The organism is Kitasatospora sp. NPDC029312 (assembly GCF_055569215.1).
Genome location: NZ_JBVHXY010000007.1, coordinates 78318 through 92719, shown reverse-complemented (window position 1 = coordinate 92719; position 14402 = coordinate 78318). Strand labels below are relative to the sequence as shown.

Here is a 14402-nt window from a genome sequence, read left to right as displayed (position 1 = left end):
GTCGTACCACGCAGGCTCCGGATAGCGGTGTTCATCTGAGCGATATTTGAGCATGACCTGATAGGGTTCGCCCGATTTGGACAGAAATATTCCGGTTGATCGTCCGCATGCTGGACATAGCGGTCAGGACTTGCCCGAAAGCGGGCAAGATCGCCCGGAACGGCGAACGGAACGGGGTCACTCCCGGCCCGTGGCGGAACGGGCCGCCGTCAGTCGGTGGCGGCACGGGGCCGCCGTCAGTCGGTGATCGCCTCGAGCAGCGACTCCTGGAGCGCGCCCAGCCACAGGTAGGCCATCACCAGCGGCTTGCGCTCGTCCCCGTCCGGCAGCTCGTAGAGGCCACGCTCGTCCTCCTCGGTGACCTCCAGCCACACTCCGAGGGTCAGCCGCAGGTCGTTCAGCGCTCCCAGCCAGCGCGGGCACTCCGCGGCGGGCAGCTTGAGCACCCCGGAGTCGCCGAGGCCGTCCAGCGTCCGCACCACCTGCAGCGCGTCGTCCCGCTTGCGGGCCCGCAGGTCGAGCTCGGTGTAGCGGCGGAACTCGTTGGAGGCGGCCAGCGCTTCGGCGTCGTCCGGCTTCGCCGGATCACCGTAGGCGTTCGGGAACAGCCGGGCCAGCGCCGGATCGGCCGGGGCCTCGGACGGCCCCTCGGCGAACAGCGCGGCCAGCGGGTCACCCCCGTCGCCGCCCGGGCCGGGCCCGATCAGCTCCAGCATCTGCACTTCCAGCGAGCGCAGGATGGAGGCCTCCACCTCGTCCAGCGCGATCGCCGCGCCGCCATCGCCGGTGCTCTCGAACAACCCAGCCATCTGTATCGGTCAGCCCGTCTTCGTCGTCTTCGGCCGCGCCGCCGGGCCGGCGGGCGGTCAGTCGTATGGGTGCCGGGGGGCACCGGGTGCGCCCGGAACCCCCGGCCCGGCGCGCCCGGCCCAAGTGCGCCCGGCGCGTGCTCAGTCGTGCTGGAGCGTCGCCCACAGGCCGTAGCCGTGCATCGCCTGGACGTCGCGTTCCATCTCCTCGCGGGAGCCGCTGGAGACCACCGCCCGGCCCTTGGTGTGCACGTCCATCATCAGCTTCCGCGCCTTGTCCTTCGGGTAGCCGAAGTAGGCCTGGAAGACGTACTGGACGTAGCTCATGAGGTTGACCGGATCGTTGTGCACGATCGTCACCCAGGGCGTGTCCGGCTCGGCCACCGGTTGTCCTTCGACCTCCGGGCGCTCGATCTCCACGGGCGCGACACTCACCGCCGGGCCTCCTCGTTGCACACTCGTCCGTGAACCCTCAAGGCCCATGCTGCCATCCGGGCGACACCCGGGCGATTCCGGCCCCAGGTCGCGTCGCGAGAAATCGTCACTCTGACGCTAAGTGGTAGTAGCATCATCCTCATGGACGCCACTTCAGGGCGCGCGGCCGGGTCGACCGCGCTCCTCACCGACCGCTACGAGCTCACCATGCTGCAGGCCGCCCTGCGCAGCGGGGCCGCGCACCGCCGCTCCGTCTTCGAGGTCTTCACCCGCCGCCTGCCCGCCGGCCGCCGCTACGGCGTGATGGCCGGCACCGGCCGGGTGCTGGACGCCGTCGAGAACTTCCGCTTCAGCACCACCCAACTGGACTGGCTGGCCGACCAGGGCGTGGTCGAGGACGACACCCTGCGCTACCTCGCCGACTACCGCTTCCGCGGCGATATCCACGGCTACCCCGAGGGCGAGGTCTACTTCCCCGGCTCCCCGGTGCTCACCGTCGAGGGCAGCTTCGCCGAGACGGTCATCCTGGAGACGGTGATCCTCTCGATCCTCAACTTCGACTCCGCCGTCGCGGCCGCCGCCTCCCGGATGACCGCCGCCTCCGGAGCCCGTCCGGTGATCGAGCTGGGCGCCCGCCGGGCCCACGAGCAGGCCGCCGTCGCCGCCGCGCGCGCCGCGTACGTGGCCGGTTTCGCCGCCACCTCCGACCTGGAGGCCGGCTTCCAGTACGGCATCCCGACCACCGGCACCTCCGCCCACGCCTTCACCCTGGTGCACGACAGCGAACGGGACGCCTTCCAGGCGCAGATCGCCTCGATGGGCAAGGGCACCACGCTGCTGATCGACACCTTCGACCTGCGCGAGGCCGTGCGCACCGCGGTCGAGGTGGCCGGTCCCGAGCTGGGCGCCGTCCGGATCGACTCGGGCGACCTCGTCCTGGCGGCCCACCGGGTCCGCCGGCAGCTGGACGAGCTCGGCGCCCGGCAGACCCGGATCATCGTCACCTCGGACCTGGACGAGTACGCGATCGCCGCACTGGCCGCCGCCCCGGTGGACGGTTACGGCGTCGGCACCAGCCTGGTCACCGGCAGCGGGCACCCCACCTGCGCGATGGTCTACAAGCTCGTCGCCCGGGCCGGGACGCAGGACGGCCCGCTGGTGCCGGTGGCCAAGCGAGCGGCCGGCGGCAAGACCAGCATCGGCGGACGCAAGTGGGCCGCCCGCCGGCCCGACGCCGAGGGCGTGGCCGAGGCCGAGGTGATCGGCACCGGCGCCGTCCCGGAGGCACTGCGGCCGCACCTGGTGCAGGTGCCGCTGGTGCTCGGCGGCGAGACCGTCGGCCGCGAGCCGCTCAGCGCGGCCCGGGAGCGCCACATCAGGGCCCGGGCCGCCCTGCCCTTGTCGGCCACCCAGCTCTCCAAGGGCGACCCGGTCATCCCCACCGAGCTGATCGACTGACCCGACCGGCGGGCCGGGTCCGCGCGGACCGGCGGTCGGCCCACAGGCCTTCCGCCTCCGCGCGGCACTCCCTAGAGTCAGCCGTGGAACAGTCAGCCGTGGAAGAGTCAGCCGTAGAGTTCCGCCGGAGTCCTCCAGAGCCGCCGAGGGCCCCCACCACCGGGGCGCACCGCCCCCACCACATCCGAGGATGCGAGCCATGCACCGGGCACTGATCGTCGTCGACGTGCAGAACGACTTCTGCGAGGGCGGCAGCCTGGCCGTCGCCGGCGGCGCCGAGGTGGCCGCCGCCATCACCGATCTGATCGCCGAGTCCTCCCCCGGCTACCAGCACATCCTCGCCACCCGGGACCACCACATCGACCCGGGCGAGCACTTCTCCGCCGACCCGGACTACGTCTCCAGTTGGCCCGTCCACTGCGTGGCCGGCACCGAGGGCGTGGGCTTCCACCCCAATTTCGCACCCGCGGTGATCTCCGGCGCGGTCGAGGCGGTGTTCGACAAGGGCGCCCACTCGGCGGCCTACAGCGGCTTCGAAGGGCTGGACGAGAACGGCCGCGGCCTGGTCGAGTGGCTGCGCGAGCGGCAGGTGGACGAGGTCGACGTGGTCGGCATCGCCACGGACCACTGCGTCCGGGCCACCGCCCTGGACGCCGCGCGGGCCGGCTTCACCACCCGGGTGCTGCTCGACCTCACCGCCGGGGTGGCCCCGGCGACCACCGCCGCCGTGCTGGACGAGCTGCGCGCGGCCGGGGTCGAGCTGGTCGGGACTCCGGTGGTCCGCCCGTGAGCCCCGCCCCTGGCCCGCCCGTGCGTGCGGTGACCACGTCAGCAGCAGTGACGATGGACAGGCGGTGACGGCGTAAGTGCGGTGACCGCGGGCGGCGTTCAGACCACCAGCAGCTCCACCACGTCCGTCCCGCCGACCCGGTAGGCCTCGCGCAGCTCGCCCCCGACCGCCTCCGGGTCCGCGGCCAGCCGGGCGCCGGACACGTACACCACCCGGATGCCCAGGTACTCCATCCGGTGCTGGCCTCCGCGCACCCAGGCGGCCTCCCCCTCGCTGACGCAGCGCAGGTCCGAGTCCACCTCCACCGCGACGCCGCGCTCCGGCCAGTAGAGGTCCGGTACGGCGATGTAGGTGCCGCCGCGCATCCGCAGTTCGGGGGCGGTCAGCGGGGTCGGCAGCAGCCACTCGTCCACCAGCCGGTCGACCTGTTCCAGTACGAAGTCCCGCTCGGCGGCGAGGAGTTCGTCCAGCGCGGCACGCACCCTCGGCTCGGCGGTCAGCCCGGAGTCCACCAGCTCGACCGCCAACTCCCGGACGGTGCAGCGGTTCTCCGGGCGACAGACGGCCTCCCGCAGCACCTCGCGCACCGGCGCCGTGGCGGCCGGGTCGACGGTCCACTCGCGCAGCGCGTCGGCGACCGCCCGGGCCACCGGCGCGCAGGCCAGCCCGTGCACCGAGCGGGCCACCAACTCCCGCTCGGTGCGCCGGATCCGCACCTCGCCGGCGTCCTTGAGCCGGCGCTGGCGCGGCACCAGGACGTCCACTCCGGTCACCGCCGGCAGCCGGGGCACGGCGGTGAAGCCGTACAGGGCCAGCGCGGCCGCGCCGGTGATCACGGCGCCCTCGCGGCGGCCCTCCTCCCGGCCGTTCTGCGCCGCGTACAGCAGCGCGGCCCACATCCGCTGCTCCGGGGTGGGCTCGCCGGACTGCAGCAGGTAGACCCGGGGCAGCAGCCGCTGCCAGGGGCCGCCCCGGCGGCAGTGCTCGGTGACGACCCGGGTCGGCACACCCCGGGCCCGCAGCTGGCTCGCGGTGACGACGTTCTGCTGACGCTTCGCCAACTCCTCGAGCGAGGGCGGCGGCAAGGGGATCCGATAACTCATGCGGACACCATCCCCAACCACCCGGGCCCGCGAGTCGCAGCCTGACGCACTGTTACCCAACCGTCGCGAAACTGGGACCAGCCTGCACTAAAGTCCCCATACCATCACTCATTTGGAGTAAAGGACGTTCATACGCCTATCGGATCTGATCAAAAATGATCGCCGACCTGGTCGTCTGACCCAGAGTGATCAAAGGCATACGGCGAGGGACCCGCCAAGCGTCAAACCCACCCCCGCGATTGCCTAGGCTTACGTCATGTCACGTGACGAGACCGCCGGCCTCCGCGCGGCCCAGCTCCGCCTCGGCCGTCTGCCCGGATACGTCCGCCGCCCGGACCCGGCGCGCCGCAGCGGCGAGAAGGGCCATACGTACAAGAAGGGCTGGGAGGTCCGCTTCACCGCCCGCAGCGAGGCGGAGATAGCCGAGATCCGCGACCTGGTGGTCGCCGCCGGATTCGCACCGGCCAGACCCTTCTTCAAGGGACACCAGCTGATCCAGCCGGTCTACGGGATGGCTGCCGTGCAGGCCTATCTGGCCGCTAGACAGGCGGCCGAGGAACACGCGGAGCGGATCGCGCTCGGCCGGCGCCGACGCGCGGCGGGGGCGCACGCAGGGGCGGCACACGCCGGTACGGCGCACGTGGGCGGGGCGCACTCCGGTACCGCGCACGCGGGTGGCGTGCACCCCGCCGACGGGCACGGGGCCGGCGGGCATCCGACGTGCACCTCCGGTGGTCCCGGCGGTCCCGTCGGTTCCGGCGGACTCGGCGGTTCCGGCGGACTCGGCGGTTCCGGCGGACTCGGCGGTTCGGGCAGCCACGGCGGTCACGGCGGTCACGGCGCTCACGGCGCTCACCGGTGCGAGCGCGAGGACACCACCGCGGCGGCCGCCCAGCTCGCCCGGCGGCGCACCGTCGAGGCCTTCCCCGGCCAGGTCGAACGCGGCAACACCGCCGACGACCGGTTCACGCCCTCGGAAGTCCGCACCAACTCCTGACCGGGCGGCCCCGCGCCGCCCAGCCCCGCGCCCCGGTCGCCGCAGGCCTCCGGGGCGCGATCGCCGAACCCCCTCCTCCCGGCCGCGCCGGACCGCTCCCGCCCGGCCCCACCCCTTGCCCGCCCAGCCCGACCCGCCCGGATGCAAACCCCCCGCCGTGAGTGCGGTTGCGTGGATGGTTGTGCGGGCGCCGCTTCGCGCCGTGGGCGTGGACGCCAGCCCCGCCAGGCCCTACGGTGGCACCTCAACTGCCCTGCGGCACCAGCCCCGCCACGCCGTCTGACCAGCCGAGACACGCTCCCGCCTACGCCCCTCCGCAGCACTGCGCAGCACTCCCCGGCCCGACCCTCGACCGGCCCCGGCCCGACCTTCGACCGGCAGTACCACCCCCGACCCGCACCGGCTCGCGCCGGAACCGGTCGACCGGCGACGGGTTCCGGGCATTCCATCAGATTGGTCACCCAGCGCACCGAGGGCCTACCGTAGAGTGAGCACAGATGATCGACCGTCATAAACCCATCTCCCCTTCCGGGAAGACGAGATGACCAACCGTCATACGAGCGCCGCCGAGCATCCCCCCGAGCCCGGCGAACCGGAGGACGTGCCACTGGAATTCGCGGCCTTCTGCGAACTCCACCGCCCCCGGTACCTCAGCTACGCCCGGGTGTGGCTGACCGAGCACGGCGACGCGGCCACCGCCGTGCAACAGGCGTTCGCCGAAATCGCCGTGCACTGGCGGGACTTGCTGACCAGTCCCAACCCCACCGCGCTCGCCTGGCAGATCCTGCGCAGCACCGTCGCCGACCGCAGTCGGCAGGCCACCGCCGTCGCCCCGGACCGCCACCCCGCCGACGACGACCTGGCGATCCTGCACTACGTCGTCGGCCTCGCCGCACCCGAGATCGCCGACGTCATCGGCACCGACACCGCCAGCGTGGCCGGGCGCCTGCGGCGCACCATGCTGCGCGAGGCCTCCGGCTGGTGAGCCGGCCCTCCCCCGCCGACCTCAGACCCGCTCGCCCGTCACGTCGTACAGGTGGTGCACCGGGTCGTGGATCAGGTACCGGGCGAAGGACTCGACCGTGAACCGCGCTCCGTCACTGCGGTTCCCGGTCCGCCGCCACTGCCCGCCCGTGACCGCCTCGAACGCCGCCGCCAGCGCCTCGGCGGCCTCCGCCAGCTCCCCGGCCACCGTCTGCGGCCGCTGCTCCCCGTAGCGTTCGGCCACCGCCGTCTCGTCCTGGTCCCAGTTGGGGAACAGCGGATCGTCCTGGTCCAGCATCAGGTTCAACCGGACGAGGAACAGCCGGAAGACGTCCCGGACGTGGCAGGCGTACTCCAGGTCCGACCACACCTCCGGGGACGGACGGCGACGCAGCCCCTCCCCACTCCCCGCCAGGACCGCCAGCCAGCGGTCCGCGTTGGCCCGCACCATCGCGGCGACATCCGTGGGGACGACCCGGGGGGTGTCCAATCCGCAGTCGGTACAGGGCCGTTCCAGCACCCACGTCCAGTCCTTGTCGTCCGGGACGATGGCGTCGGCGGGGCTCGGGGCGTACTCAGAAGTGGTCATGGGCCCAGCATCGCCGCCGGGATCGCCCGCCCACCAGCGGCATGGGCGCCAGCCGCCGCCGAAATCCTGCCAGCGACGGCCGTCGCCGAATAGGCCGGCCGGGCCCGCTACGCGACGACCGGCCCACCAGTCACTGACCGGGGCCGCCGTGCGGGGGCTGCTGCGGCCATGGTGCGGAAGCAGCAGCCGCCCGCCTCCGCCGCCGGGCCACCAGCACCGCGGCCACCGACGCACCGAGCACCACGACACCGGCGGTCGCCGCACCGAGGATCAGGCCGGTGTCGTCACTGCCACCGCCACCGTCCCCCTCGGGGACCACCGGCTGCACCGAGGGCTGGTCCGTCGCGTCGCCGCCGTCGTCGGCCGGCGGGGCACCCTTGGACTCCGGCCGCTTCACCAGCGGGTTCTCCCTGGGCCCGTCGTCCACCGCCGGGTTGGCCTCCAGCGCCTTCGCGGGCGCTACGGTCCCGTAGCCGTAGTGGTTGTTGGGGACGACCGTCCCGTTGGCCGGAGGGGTGGCGGTCTTGATCATCCGGTTGATCACCTGCCCGGCGGACAGGCTGGGGTACTTGGAGCGGATGAGCGCGGCGGTGGCGGAGACGTAGGCGGTGGCGTCGGAGGTGCCGCTTCCGGATCCGTAGCTCGTCGGGGACTTGGCCGTGGCGCGGTAGATGTCCGTCCCGGGCGCGACGAGCGTGGTCTCGGGACCTGGCGTGGAACGGTCCCACACACTGCCCCTGGAGTCCACGGCGCCTACTGCCACCACGCCCGGAAAGGCTGCCGGGTACCCGACGCCGTCCGGGTCGTCGCCGGAGTTACCGGCACCGGCCACGAGCACCACGTCCTTTGACACCGCATAGTTGACAGCCTTTCGTAGTTCCGTGTCGAGGCGGAAGCTTCCTCCCAAGGAGACGTTGACGACCCGAGAACCGTGATCCGCCGCGAAGCGGATCGCGTCGGCGAAGCCGGTCTGTTGAGGTGCGGAATCATCGCCTTTGGTGCCCACCTTCACCGGCAGGATTTTCGCCTTGGGCGCCAAGCCCATCACCCCGGCTTGTGTCCCGTGACCATGCCCCGCGATCAGGCTCGCCATCCCGGTGCCATGGCCGTCGGAGTCCACGCGACCATCCGTGTTGCCCCCGGAGAAGTCGGCCCCTGGAAGCACCTGTCCGGTCAGATCCTGGTGATCTTGGTTCACCCCGGTGTCGATCACGCCGACGACCACCCCGTCGCCCTGGCTTACGGGCCAAACCGTGGCTTCGGCCTCGAACGTTTTCAGAGCCCACTGATGGTCCCTGATCTGGTCGGCCGAGGCCGCCGGCGCGGCGACACTCCAAATCAGCATCCCGACGGCTAGGGCCGCCGTACCACGCGCCAACGGGCGGCTCGTCAAACCCGGTCACCCCACTCAGCGAGGCATCCCGCAGATCACCGGCCTGCGGGATGCGATCAGATCACCCGTCCGTAATGGACCGGCCTCATTCCACCACGTTCGGGTTGGTCGGCTTGTCCGACGCCCAGGTTTCCTCGTTCTCGACGAGGTAGTCCGGTCGCCCTCCGTCCCTTCCTCGGCCCTTCTCGCGGCGACGCGTCTCACCCGTCGGGATCACGGGTGCCATGGCGCCCGTGCCACGGATCTCGGGTTCGGCAGCCATCCGGTTCCGAGCACCCAGCCCGGATCCGCCCTCCGTGAAGGCCTGTTTGCCGCGCGTTCCGGCACTGGGCACCCCGCGGCCGCCGGCCCCGATCCCCGGGGCCTCACCGGCACTGACGGCTCTGCCTCCGCGCGGGCCCGCACCCTCCACCGGCTCCACGCCACCGGGCGAATACTTGCCGAATCCGGGTTTGCTCTGTCCGAAGCCGGGCCCCACCGGGGTCATTTGCACGGTCGGCCCCGACGGACTGACGGCCGTCTGCCCGCCGCCGGCGATCGGCCCGCTCGCAGGTCCCGTGGGCGAGATGGTGTTCAAACCGGACGTCTGAGTCCCGGAGGTGACGGGGTTCGGCACACTTCCGGTCGGACGGGCCACCGGAGTGCCTGAAATGCCCGTATCCGGGCCACGGCCCGTCGTGGCCGATGGCTTCGAAGGCGCCTGTGCGGTGCCGCCCTTGATGCCCGAGTCGGTCGGAACGGGCGTGCTACTCGACGCGGAGCGAGCAGCCATCGATTGTGCGGAGGCCTTCGGACGCTGTGGAGGGGGGCCAGATGCTCCCGCGGCCCCGATCGACGTGCCCGACACCACCGCAAACGCCGCCGCCGCTCCGTTCAGGTCCTGCGATCCGACATCATGGACGTCATCGATCGTGCCCGGCTTCGCCGTCGGCGGCTTGGCGTTCAGCGGTGGCGGAGCCTTCAACGCCGGTGTCGCGATGCGGTAGTGCATCGCCAGCGTCTGCATGATGGCCGCCGCTTCGGCCTTCTTCCGGTCGGCGATCGGGATGTGCTCGTCGTCGGTGCTGAGGACGTCGCCGACGGTGTCCTTGAGCTTGTCCCAGTTGCCGGGTTCCTCCGGCATGTCGTGTTTGGCCTTGGCCATGGCCTCGGACATGTTGTGGAGGGTGTTGGCCGCGTCGTTGGCGTAGGCGGCGGCCTCGTTGATGCTGGCGGCGAGGTTGAGCATGCGGGTGTGGAAGGCGTTGCTGGTGGGGCCCTCCCAGGAGGTGGCCGCGTCGGTGCTGGCCTTGGTGAGGGTCTTGCGGATCTCCTTGAGGGTGGTCGCCGCCTTGCGCCAGGGGTCGCCGGCGGCCATCACCGCGCCGGGGTCGAGGGCCTGCACCATCGTGCGGAGCTGGGCGTGGCTGTACTTGGTGAAGTCGGTGTAGACCACGGGTGGTTCCCCTCCGTTCGGGTCGCGGGCGGTGGGCTAGCGGGTGGCGTTGCCGCGGACGGACGGGACCTGGTTGGCGTCGTAGGCGGCCCGGCTGGTGGCGGACGGGTCGGCGACCGACCAGCCGTCGTCCGCGAGCTTGAGCTTCTTGGCCACGTGCTGGTCGTGTTCCTCGTAGTTGGTCGCGGTGAGTTCGGCGCTCTTCTGGGCCTCGTCGACGGCGCTCTGGAGCTGGTTGAGCACGTCGCGCAGCGCGTCCCGCATGGTGCTGTAGCGGCTGTGGATCTCGGTGGCCTCGGCGAAGGTGCCGAAGGCCGCCTTGCCGATGCCGCTGTTCCCGTGGGCGTTGGTGCCGTTGGCGTCCTTCTCGAACGCCTTGAGCAGCAGCCGCACTTGGCCGGCGAAGGTGCGGAGCTGTTCGACCTCGACCCGGTAGCCCTGCCCGTTGCCGCCGGTCGAGCCGGTTCCTGATCCCACGTCGGCGCCTCCCCCGTGCGTCCGTTCCCCTGTGGCGGGGCCGGGGCCCCGGTGCCTCATGTCTAACACACGGGGCCCGAATGCCGCCGGGGGCACGGTCAGTTCGAGGGCGTCCGGGTGTGCAGGGCCTCGGCCAGGGCGCGGCGGCAGAGAGAGTCGGCGTGCCGGGTGGTCTCGGGCTGCCGGTAGCGGCGGGCGAGGTCGAGGGTGGTGCGGACGGCGGTGTCGAGGCCGATGCGGTGGCCGACCGAGACGTAGACGGGTTTCACGCCGGCGCGGGTGCGCACCGCGCGGCCGACCTCCTCGCCGGTGGCGGGGTCGGTGAGCGGGGTCCAGGAGCCGCGTTCGGCGTCCGGTTCGCGGTGGTCGAAGGTGAAGGGGGTCTTGGCGACGCCGAGGGTGCGCAGTCCGGTGAGGACGCCGAGGTGGCTGGCGAGGCCGAGGCGGCGCGGGTGGGCGAGGCCGTAGCCGTCGCAGACGACGGTGTCGGGCGTGCGGGTGAGGGCGGCGAGGGCGTCGAGGACGGCGGGGAGTTCGCGGAAGGCGAGCAGTCCGGGGACGTAGGGGAAGGCGATCCGGCCGACAGCGGTGGCCTCTTCGACGACGTCCAGGGTGTCGCGGTCGAGCAGGACGGCCGCGGCGACGACGAGGTCGTGGTCGTCGTCGTACGCGACGTCGACTCCGGCGATCAGCCGGTCCTCGGGCCCGTCGTCGTCGGTCCGGACGAGCGGCCGGAGTCGTTCCTGTTCGGCGAGCGCCTGGGCCTCGGTGGTCGGCCAGTCGGCGGGGATGGGCACAGTCGGTTCCCCCGGTCTGCTTGGTGTGGGCGGCTCCCACCGTACCGAGGGGTCCGGACGACCCCGGGTGAGCCTGTGCGCCCCCTGTGCCCCCGGGCCTTGCGGGTTAGCCTGGCCTCAACGAACTCCCTTGCCGGACAGGCCCCTTGGAACCGGCACCGCTTGCGCCCGTTTCCCCCGACGTGCGAAGGACTCCCGCCATGCCGCGTCCGTCCGCTGCCCGGCTCTGCCTCGGCTCGTTCACCGTCGTCGCCACCACGGTGGTCCTGCTGGCCGTCTCGGGCGCCTCGGGCGTCCTGGAGATCGCGGCGCTGGTGGCGTTCGCGCTGGTGCTCGGCACCGCGGTGGCGGTGTTCCCGCCGTCCGCCTCCGTCCGCTCGTCGGCCGCGGCCGACGGGTCCGGGGCCTCCCCTGCCGGAACCGGACGCACGTACGCCCGGCAGCGCTGATCCGCCGCCGGGCGTCGTCCCGTCGCCGCGCTCAGAGCTCGGTGGTGACCACCACGGTCTTCGCGGCCTTGTCGTGGATGCACTGCCGGTAGGGCTTGTCGAAGACGCCGAACATTCCGTCGATGAGCCACCATAGGCCGGCGCAGCAGAGCACGGCCGGGAGGATGTAGACGGCGGCCCGGGTCCAGGCGGCGGACTGGGTGGGCGAGTTCCCGTCGATCAGCATGGCGACGCGGATCTTCATCGCCTTCTTGCCGAGGGTCTGGCCGTCCCGGCTGAGCATCAGGGCCTCGTAGATGAGGTAGAGGGCGCAGCCGAGCCAGAACGCGCTGGTGGAGCCCTCGCGGGTGGAGAGGTCGACGAAGGGGCCGACGACGAGCACGCCGATGGCCTGCAGGATGACGTAGTCGATGAGCCGGGCGACGATCCGCCTGGGCCAGGTGCCGATCGGCGGCATTCCGGGAACGGGCCCGGCGCCGGGGGTGCCGTACGCGCCGGGGCCGTAGCCGGGCGGGGCCTGACCGTACGGCGGCTGGTCGTGGGGCGGCCGGCCGTACGGGTTCTGGCCGTAGCCCGAGCCGCCGTAGGTGCCCTGGTACGCGCCGGGGCCCTCGGTCGGGGCGCCGGGCGGGGTGTCGGAGGGGGTCGGGCCCGGCGGTTCGCCTTCCGGCGCGCCGCCGGGGTTCGGGGGCTGCTTGTCGAAGGAGGGCTTACCGCCCCCCTCCGGCTGGGGGCCTGAGGGGTCGTGGGTGCTCATTCCCCGAGTAGAACATCGCCCATTCTCAACGCTCAGGACATTTTGTCCGTTTTGTTGCCAGCGGGTCGGTAAAGGCTGGGGGCGCCGCTCACGCACGGACCACCCGGGTCCGGGCCGCCCGGTCCTGCCAGCCGCGCCGCGCCGGGCGGTCGAACACCGGCCACACCAGGCCGAGCAGCAGCACCAGTCCGAGCTGTCTGACGGCCCATCGCACCAGCGAACGGCCGAGGCTCAGCCTGGACCTGCCGGGCTGGGCGGCGTCCACGACCCGGATCCGGGCCAGCCGCTTGCCGAAGGTCTGACCGGTGCGGGCGATCGGCAGCACCTCGTAGAGCAGGCCGGCGAACACCAGGATGCCGAGCAGGACGGCCAGCTTGCCCACCACCACGTCGTCCACCAGCCAGACCTGGACCTCGCGGCGGGCGAGGAAGCTGGCCATCTTGGCCTGGTCCAGCTTCTGCTGGATGTGGTCGGCCACCGAGCGGCCGAGCGGGATGCCGGCGGCGACGGCGACCACCAGCAGCACCCCGGTGTCCACCGCCCGCGCCGCCAGCCGGCGTCCCAGCCCGGCCGGCACCGCGGAGGCGGCCGGGGCGGCGGGGCCGGGCCGACGGCGGACGGCGGTCTCCCGGGCCGGCCGCACGGCGGTCTCCCGAGCCGGCCGCACGGCGGGCAGCGGAGCGCCGGAGGCGCGCGCCGGGGTAGGCGCGGAAGCCGACCCGGACACGGCAGCGGGGGCGGCGACCGGCACGCGAGCGTCCCGCCCGGCAGCGGGCACGACCTCCGGTTCGGCCTCGGCGCCCCCGACGCCCTGCGCGCCGACGTCCTGCCCCCCGGCAGTCGGCGCACCGGCCACCGGTTCGACCTCGTCCGCGACGTCCGGCGCCGGCTCCCGCTCCCCCTCGACCGCCGGCAGCGACACCGCGGCCGCAGTCGCAGCCCCCGGCGCCTCCCGCATCGTCACCGCCACGGCGGGCGCGATCGCGGCGGCCACCTCGACGGCAACCGCAGCGTGCTCGACCTCCGCGCGCCCCTCCTCCGCCTCAAGCGCCCCCGGAAGCACCCCCCAGGAGACCCAGCGCGGCGACCCGCCGGTCTCCATCAGGCCCCGCTGCTCCCGTGGATCGGCCTGCCAGCCGGTCCCTCCGGGCGCCTCCTCCCCGCTGGCCTCGACGGTGCGGAACACCGGGCCGCCGATCACCTCGGCCACCCGCGGCCCGACCACGAAGGAGGCCCCGCCCGTGGTCTGGTCGAGGTAGACCGGCCCGGTGTCACCGGAGGTCCCGGAGAACCCGGACGAGGGCCCGGACGAGGGCGACGACCCGGCCGAGGGCGCCGGCGACGAGGAGACCGGAGGCAACGGCGACGGCGAGTGCGAGCGGGCCTGCGGCACCGGCACCACGGGGGGCGACACCACCTGCGGCCCGGCCGGGCCGGAGCTGAGGCCGGCGCCAGGGCCGGGGTTGGAAGCGGCGCCAGGGCCGGGGTTGGGCCCGGGACCGGCGCCGGGCCCGGGCCGCCGGGTGGCGAACCGGGGCGGTTCCAGCACCTCGCCCTCGGCGGGCGCGGGGCGGCTGGTGCCCGGCACCCAGGCCGAGCCGCCCCAGTACCGGACGAAGCCCGGGATGGAGGGGTCGGGGTAGTAGCCCGGCTCGGGTGCGACGGCCGGGTCGCCGTCGGCGGCGATGGGGCGGTCCGCCATGGGGGTCTCCTCTCCTGCCAGGTCTCGACGGGGCCGATGGGGGTCGGCACGGTCGGAACGGATCGGAACTGGTCTCGACGCGCAAGGTCTCGACGCAAGTCGCAAGTCACAAGCCGCTGCGGCGCGCCCGCGCACGCACCGGGCGGTCGGCGCGCGAGTGGGGGCGCCGACGAGGGGCGGACAGTCGCCGAGCAGTCACAAAGGGTAGTGCCTCGGCGGGGTGCCGA

General features: G+C 73.1%; 15 protein-coding genes. 5 read left to right on the top strand and 10 right to left on the bottom strand.

Annotation, left to right across the window (positions count from 1 at the left end):
- Positions 1-236: 236 nt before the first annotated feature.
- Positions 237-809: a DUF2017 domain-containing protein gene (locus tag ACZ4WV_RS08625; protein ID WP_465744192.1), complete on the bottom strand. Its 573-nt coding sequence runs from the start codon at positions 807-809 to the stop codon at positions 237-239.
- 141 nt (positions 810-950) lie between these two features.
- Positions 951-1244, bottom strand: a complete 294-nt coding sequence (gene clpS, locus ACZ4WV_RS08620; protein ID WP_363434112.1) for an ATP-dependent Clp protease adapter ClpS — start codon at positions 1242-1244, stop codon at positions 951-953.
- A 141-nt stretch (positions 1245-1385) separates the two neighbouring features.
- Between clpS and ACZ4WV_RS08615 the strand changes: the two genes are divergently transcribed.
- A complete protein-coding gene (locus ACZ4WV_RS08615) occupies positions 1386-2702 on the top strand; it encodes a nicotinate phosphoribosyltransferase (RefSeq protein WP_465744187.1) in 1317 nt (438 codons plus the stop codon).
- Between the two features lie 199 nt (positions 2703-2901).
- A complete protein-coding gene (locus ACZ4WV_RS08610) occupies positions 2902-3492 on the top strand; it encodes an isochorismatase family protein (RefSeq protein ID WP_465744185.1) in 591 nt (196 codons plus the stop codon).
- Between the two features lie 98 nt (positions 3493-3590).
- Here ACZ4WV_RS08610 and ACZ4WV_RS08605 read toward each other — a convergent pair whose 3' ends face one another.
- The gene (locus tag ACZ4WV_RS08605; RefSeq protein WP_465744183.1) at positions 3591-4595 is read right to left on the bottom strand and encodes a hypothetical protein; all 1005 of its coding nucleotides are present in this window, start codon (positions 4593-4595) and stop codon (positions 3591-3593) included.
- A 256-nt stretch (positions 4596-4851) separates the two neighbouring features.
- On the opposite strand from ACZ4WV_RS08605, the gene ACZ4WV_RS08600 reads away from it, so the two are divergent.
- Both ACZ4WV_RS08600 and ACZ4WV_RS08595 read left to right on the top strand, forming a co-directional pair.
- Positions 4852-5592, top strand: a complete 741-nt coding sequence (locus tag ACZ4WV_RS08600; protein WP_465744182.1) for a hypothetical protein — start codon at positions 4852-4854, stop codon at positions 5590-5592.
- A gap of 541 nt (positions 5593-6133) precedes the next feature.
- Positions 6134-6577: an RNA polymerase sigma factor gene (locus ACZ4WV_RS08595; protein WP_465744180.1), complete on the top strand. Its 444-nt coding sequence runs from the start codon at positions 6134-6136 to the stop codon at positions 6575-6577.
- Between the two features lie 21 nt (positions 6578-6598).
- Here the strand turns inward: ACZ4WV_RS08595 and ACZ4WV_RS08590 are convergent, their stop codons facing one another.
- From ACZ4WV_RS08590 to ACZ4WV_RS08570, 5 genes are all read right to left on the bottom strand, one after another.
- The gene (locus ACZ4WV_RS08590) at positions 6599-7165 is read right to left on the bottom strand and encodes a DinB family protein (protein WP_465744178.1); all 567 of its coding nucleotides are present in this window, start codon (positions 7163-7165) and stop codon (positions 6599-6601) included.
- A 130-nt stretch (positions 7166-7295) separates the two neighbouring features.
- The gene (gene mycP, locus ACZ4WV_RS08585; RefSeq protein WP_465744176.1) at positions 7296-8558 is read right to left on the bottom strand and encodes a type VII secretion-associated serine protease mycosin; all 1263 of its coding nucleotides are present in this window, start codon (positions 8556-8558) and stop codon (positions 7296-7298) included.
- Positions 8559-8643: 85 nt separating this feature from the next.
- Complete coding sequence (locus tag ACZ4WV_RS08580) at positions 8644-9993, bottom strand: WXG100 family type VII secretion target (RefSeq protein WP_465744174.1); 1350 nt, start codon at positions 9991-9993, stop codon at positions 8644-8646.
- Between the two features lie 36 nt (positions 9994-10029).
- Positions 10030-10470: a hypothetical protein gene (locus ACZ4WV_RS08575; protein ID WP_465744172.1), complete on the bottom strand. Its 441-nt coding sequence runs from the start codon at positions 10468-10470 to the stop codon at positions 10030-10032.
- 98 nt (positions 10471-10568) lie between these two features.
- A complete protein-coding gene (locus tag ACZ4WV_RS08570) occupies positions 10569-11267 on the bottom strand; it encodes an endonuclease V (RefSeq protein WP_465744170.1) in 699 nt (232 codons plus the stop codon).
- A 200-nt stretch (positions 11268-11467) separates the two neighbouring features.
- On the opposite strand from ACZ4WV_RS08570, the gene ACZ4WV_RS08565 reads away from it, so the two are divergent.
- Positions 11468-11716, top strand: a complete 249-nt coding sequence (locus ACZ4WV_RS08565) for a hypothetical protein (protein WP_465744168.1) — start codon at positions 11468-11470, stop codon at positions 11714-11716.
- Positions 11717-11747: 31 nt separating this feature from the next.
- Here ACZ4WV_RS08565 and ACZ4WV_RS08560 read toward each other — a convergent pair whose 3' ends face one another.
- Together ACZ4WV_RS08560 and ACZ4WV_RS08555 are read right to left on the bottom strand one after the other, a co-directional pair.
- A complete protein-coding gene (locus ACZ4WV_RS08560) occupies positions 11748-12473 on the bottom strand; it encodes an RDD family protein (RefSeq protein ID WP_465744166.1) in 726 nt (241 codons plus the stop codon).
- 88 nt (positions 12474-12561) lie between these two features.
- A complete protein-coding gene (locus ACZ4WV_RS08555) occupies positions 12562-14175 on the bottom strand; it encodes an RDD family protein (RefSeq protein WP_465744164.1) in 1614 nt (537 codons plus the stop codon).
- Positions 14176-14402: the final 227 nt, after the last annotated feature.

Bases quoted from the DNA above. Each gene is read 5' to 3' on its own strand.
- ACZ4WV_RS08560 (WP_465744166.1), bottom strand. From the start codon at position 12,473: ATGAGCACCCACGACCCCTCAGGCCCCCAGCCGGAGGGGGGCGGTAAG.
- ACZ4WV_RS08605 (WP_465744183.1), bottom strand. From the start codon at position 4,595: ATGAGTTATCGGATCCCCTTGCCGCCGCCCTCGCTCGAGGAGTTGGCG.
- ACZ4WV_RS08590 (WP_465744178.1), bottom strand. From the start codon at position 7,165: ATGACCACTTCTGAGTACGCCCCGAGCCCCGCCGACGCCATCGTCCCG.
- ACZ4WV_RS08555 (WP_465744164.1), bottom strand. From the start codon at position 14,175: ATGGCGGACCGCCCCATCGCCGCCGACGGCGACCCGGCCGTCGCACCC.
- ACZ4WV_RS08610 (WP_465744185.1), top strand. From the start codon at position 2,902: ATGCACCGGGCACTGATCGTCGTCGACGTGCAGAACGACTTCTGCGAG.
- ACZ4WV_RS08565 (WP_465744168.1), top strand. From the start codon at position 11,468: ATGCCGCGTCCGTCCGCTGCCCGGCTCTGCCTCGGCTCGTTCACCGTC.
- ACZ4WV_RS08615 (WP_465744187.1), top strand. From the start codon at position 1,386: ATGGACGCCACTTCAGGGCGCGCGGCCGGGTCGACCGCGCTCCTCACC.
- ACZ4WV_RS08595 (WP_465744180.1), top strand. From the start codon at position 6,134: ATGACCAACCGTCATACGAGCGCCGCCGAGCATCCCCCCGAGCCCGGC.
- ACZ4WV_RS08625 (WP_465744192.1), bottom strand. From the start codon at position 809: ATGGCTGGGTTGTTCGAGAGCACCGGCGATGGCGGCGCGGCGATCGCG.
- ACZ4WV_RS08600 (WP_465744182.1), top strand. From the start codon at position 4,852: ATGTCACGTGACGAGACCGCCGGCCTCCGCGCGGCCCAGCTCCGCCTC.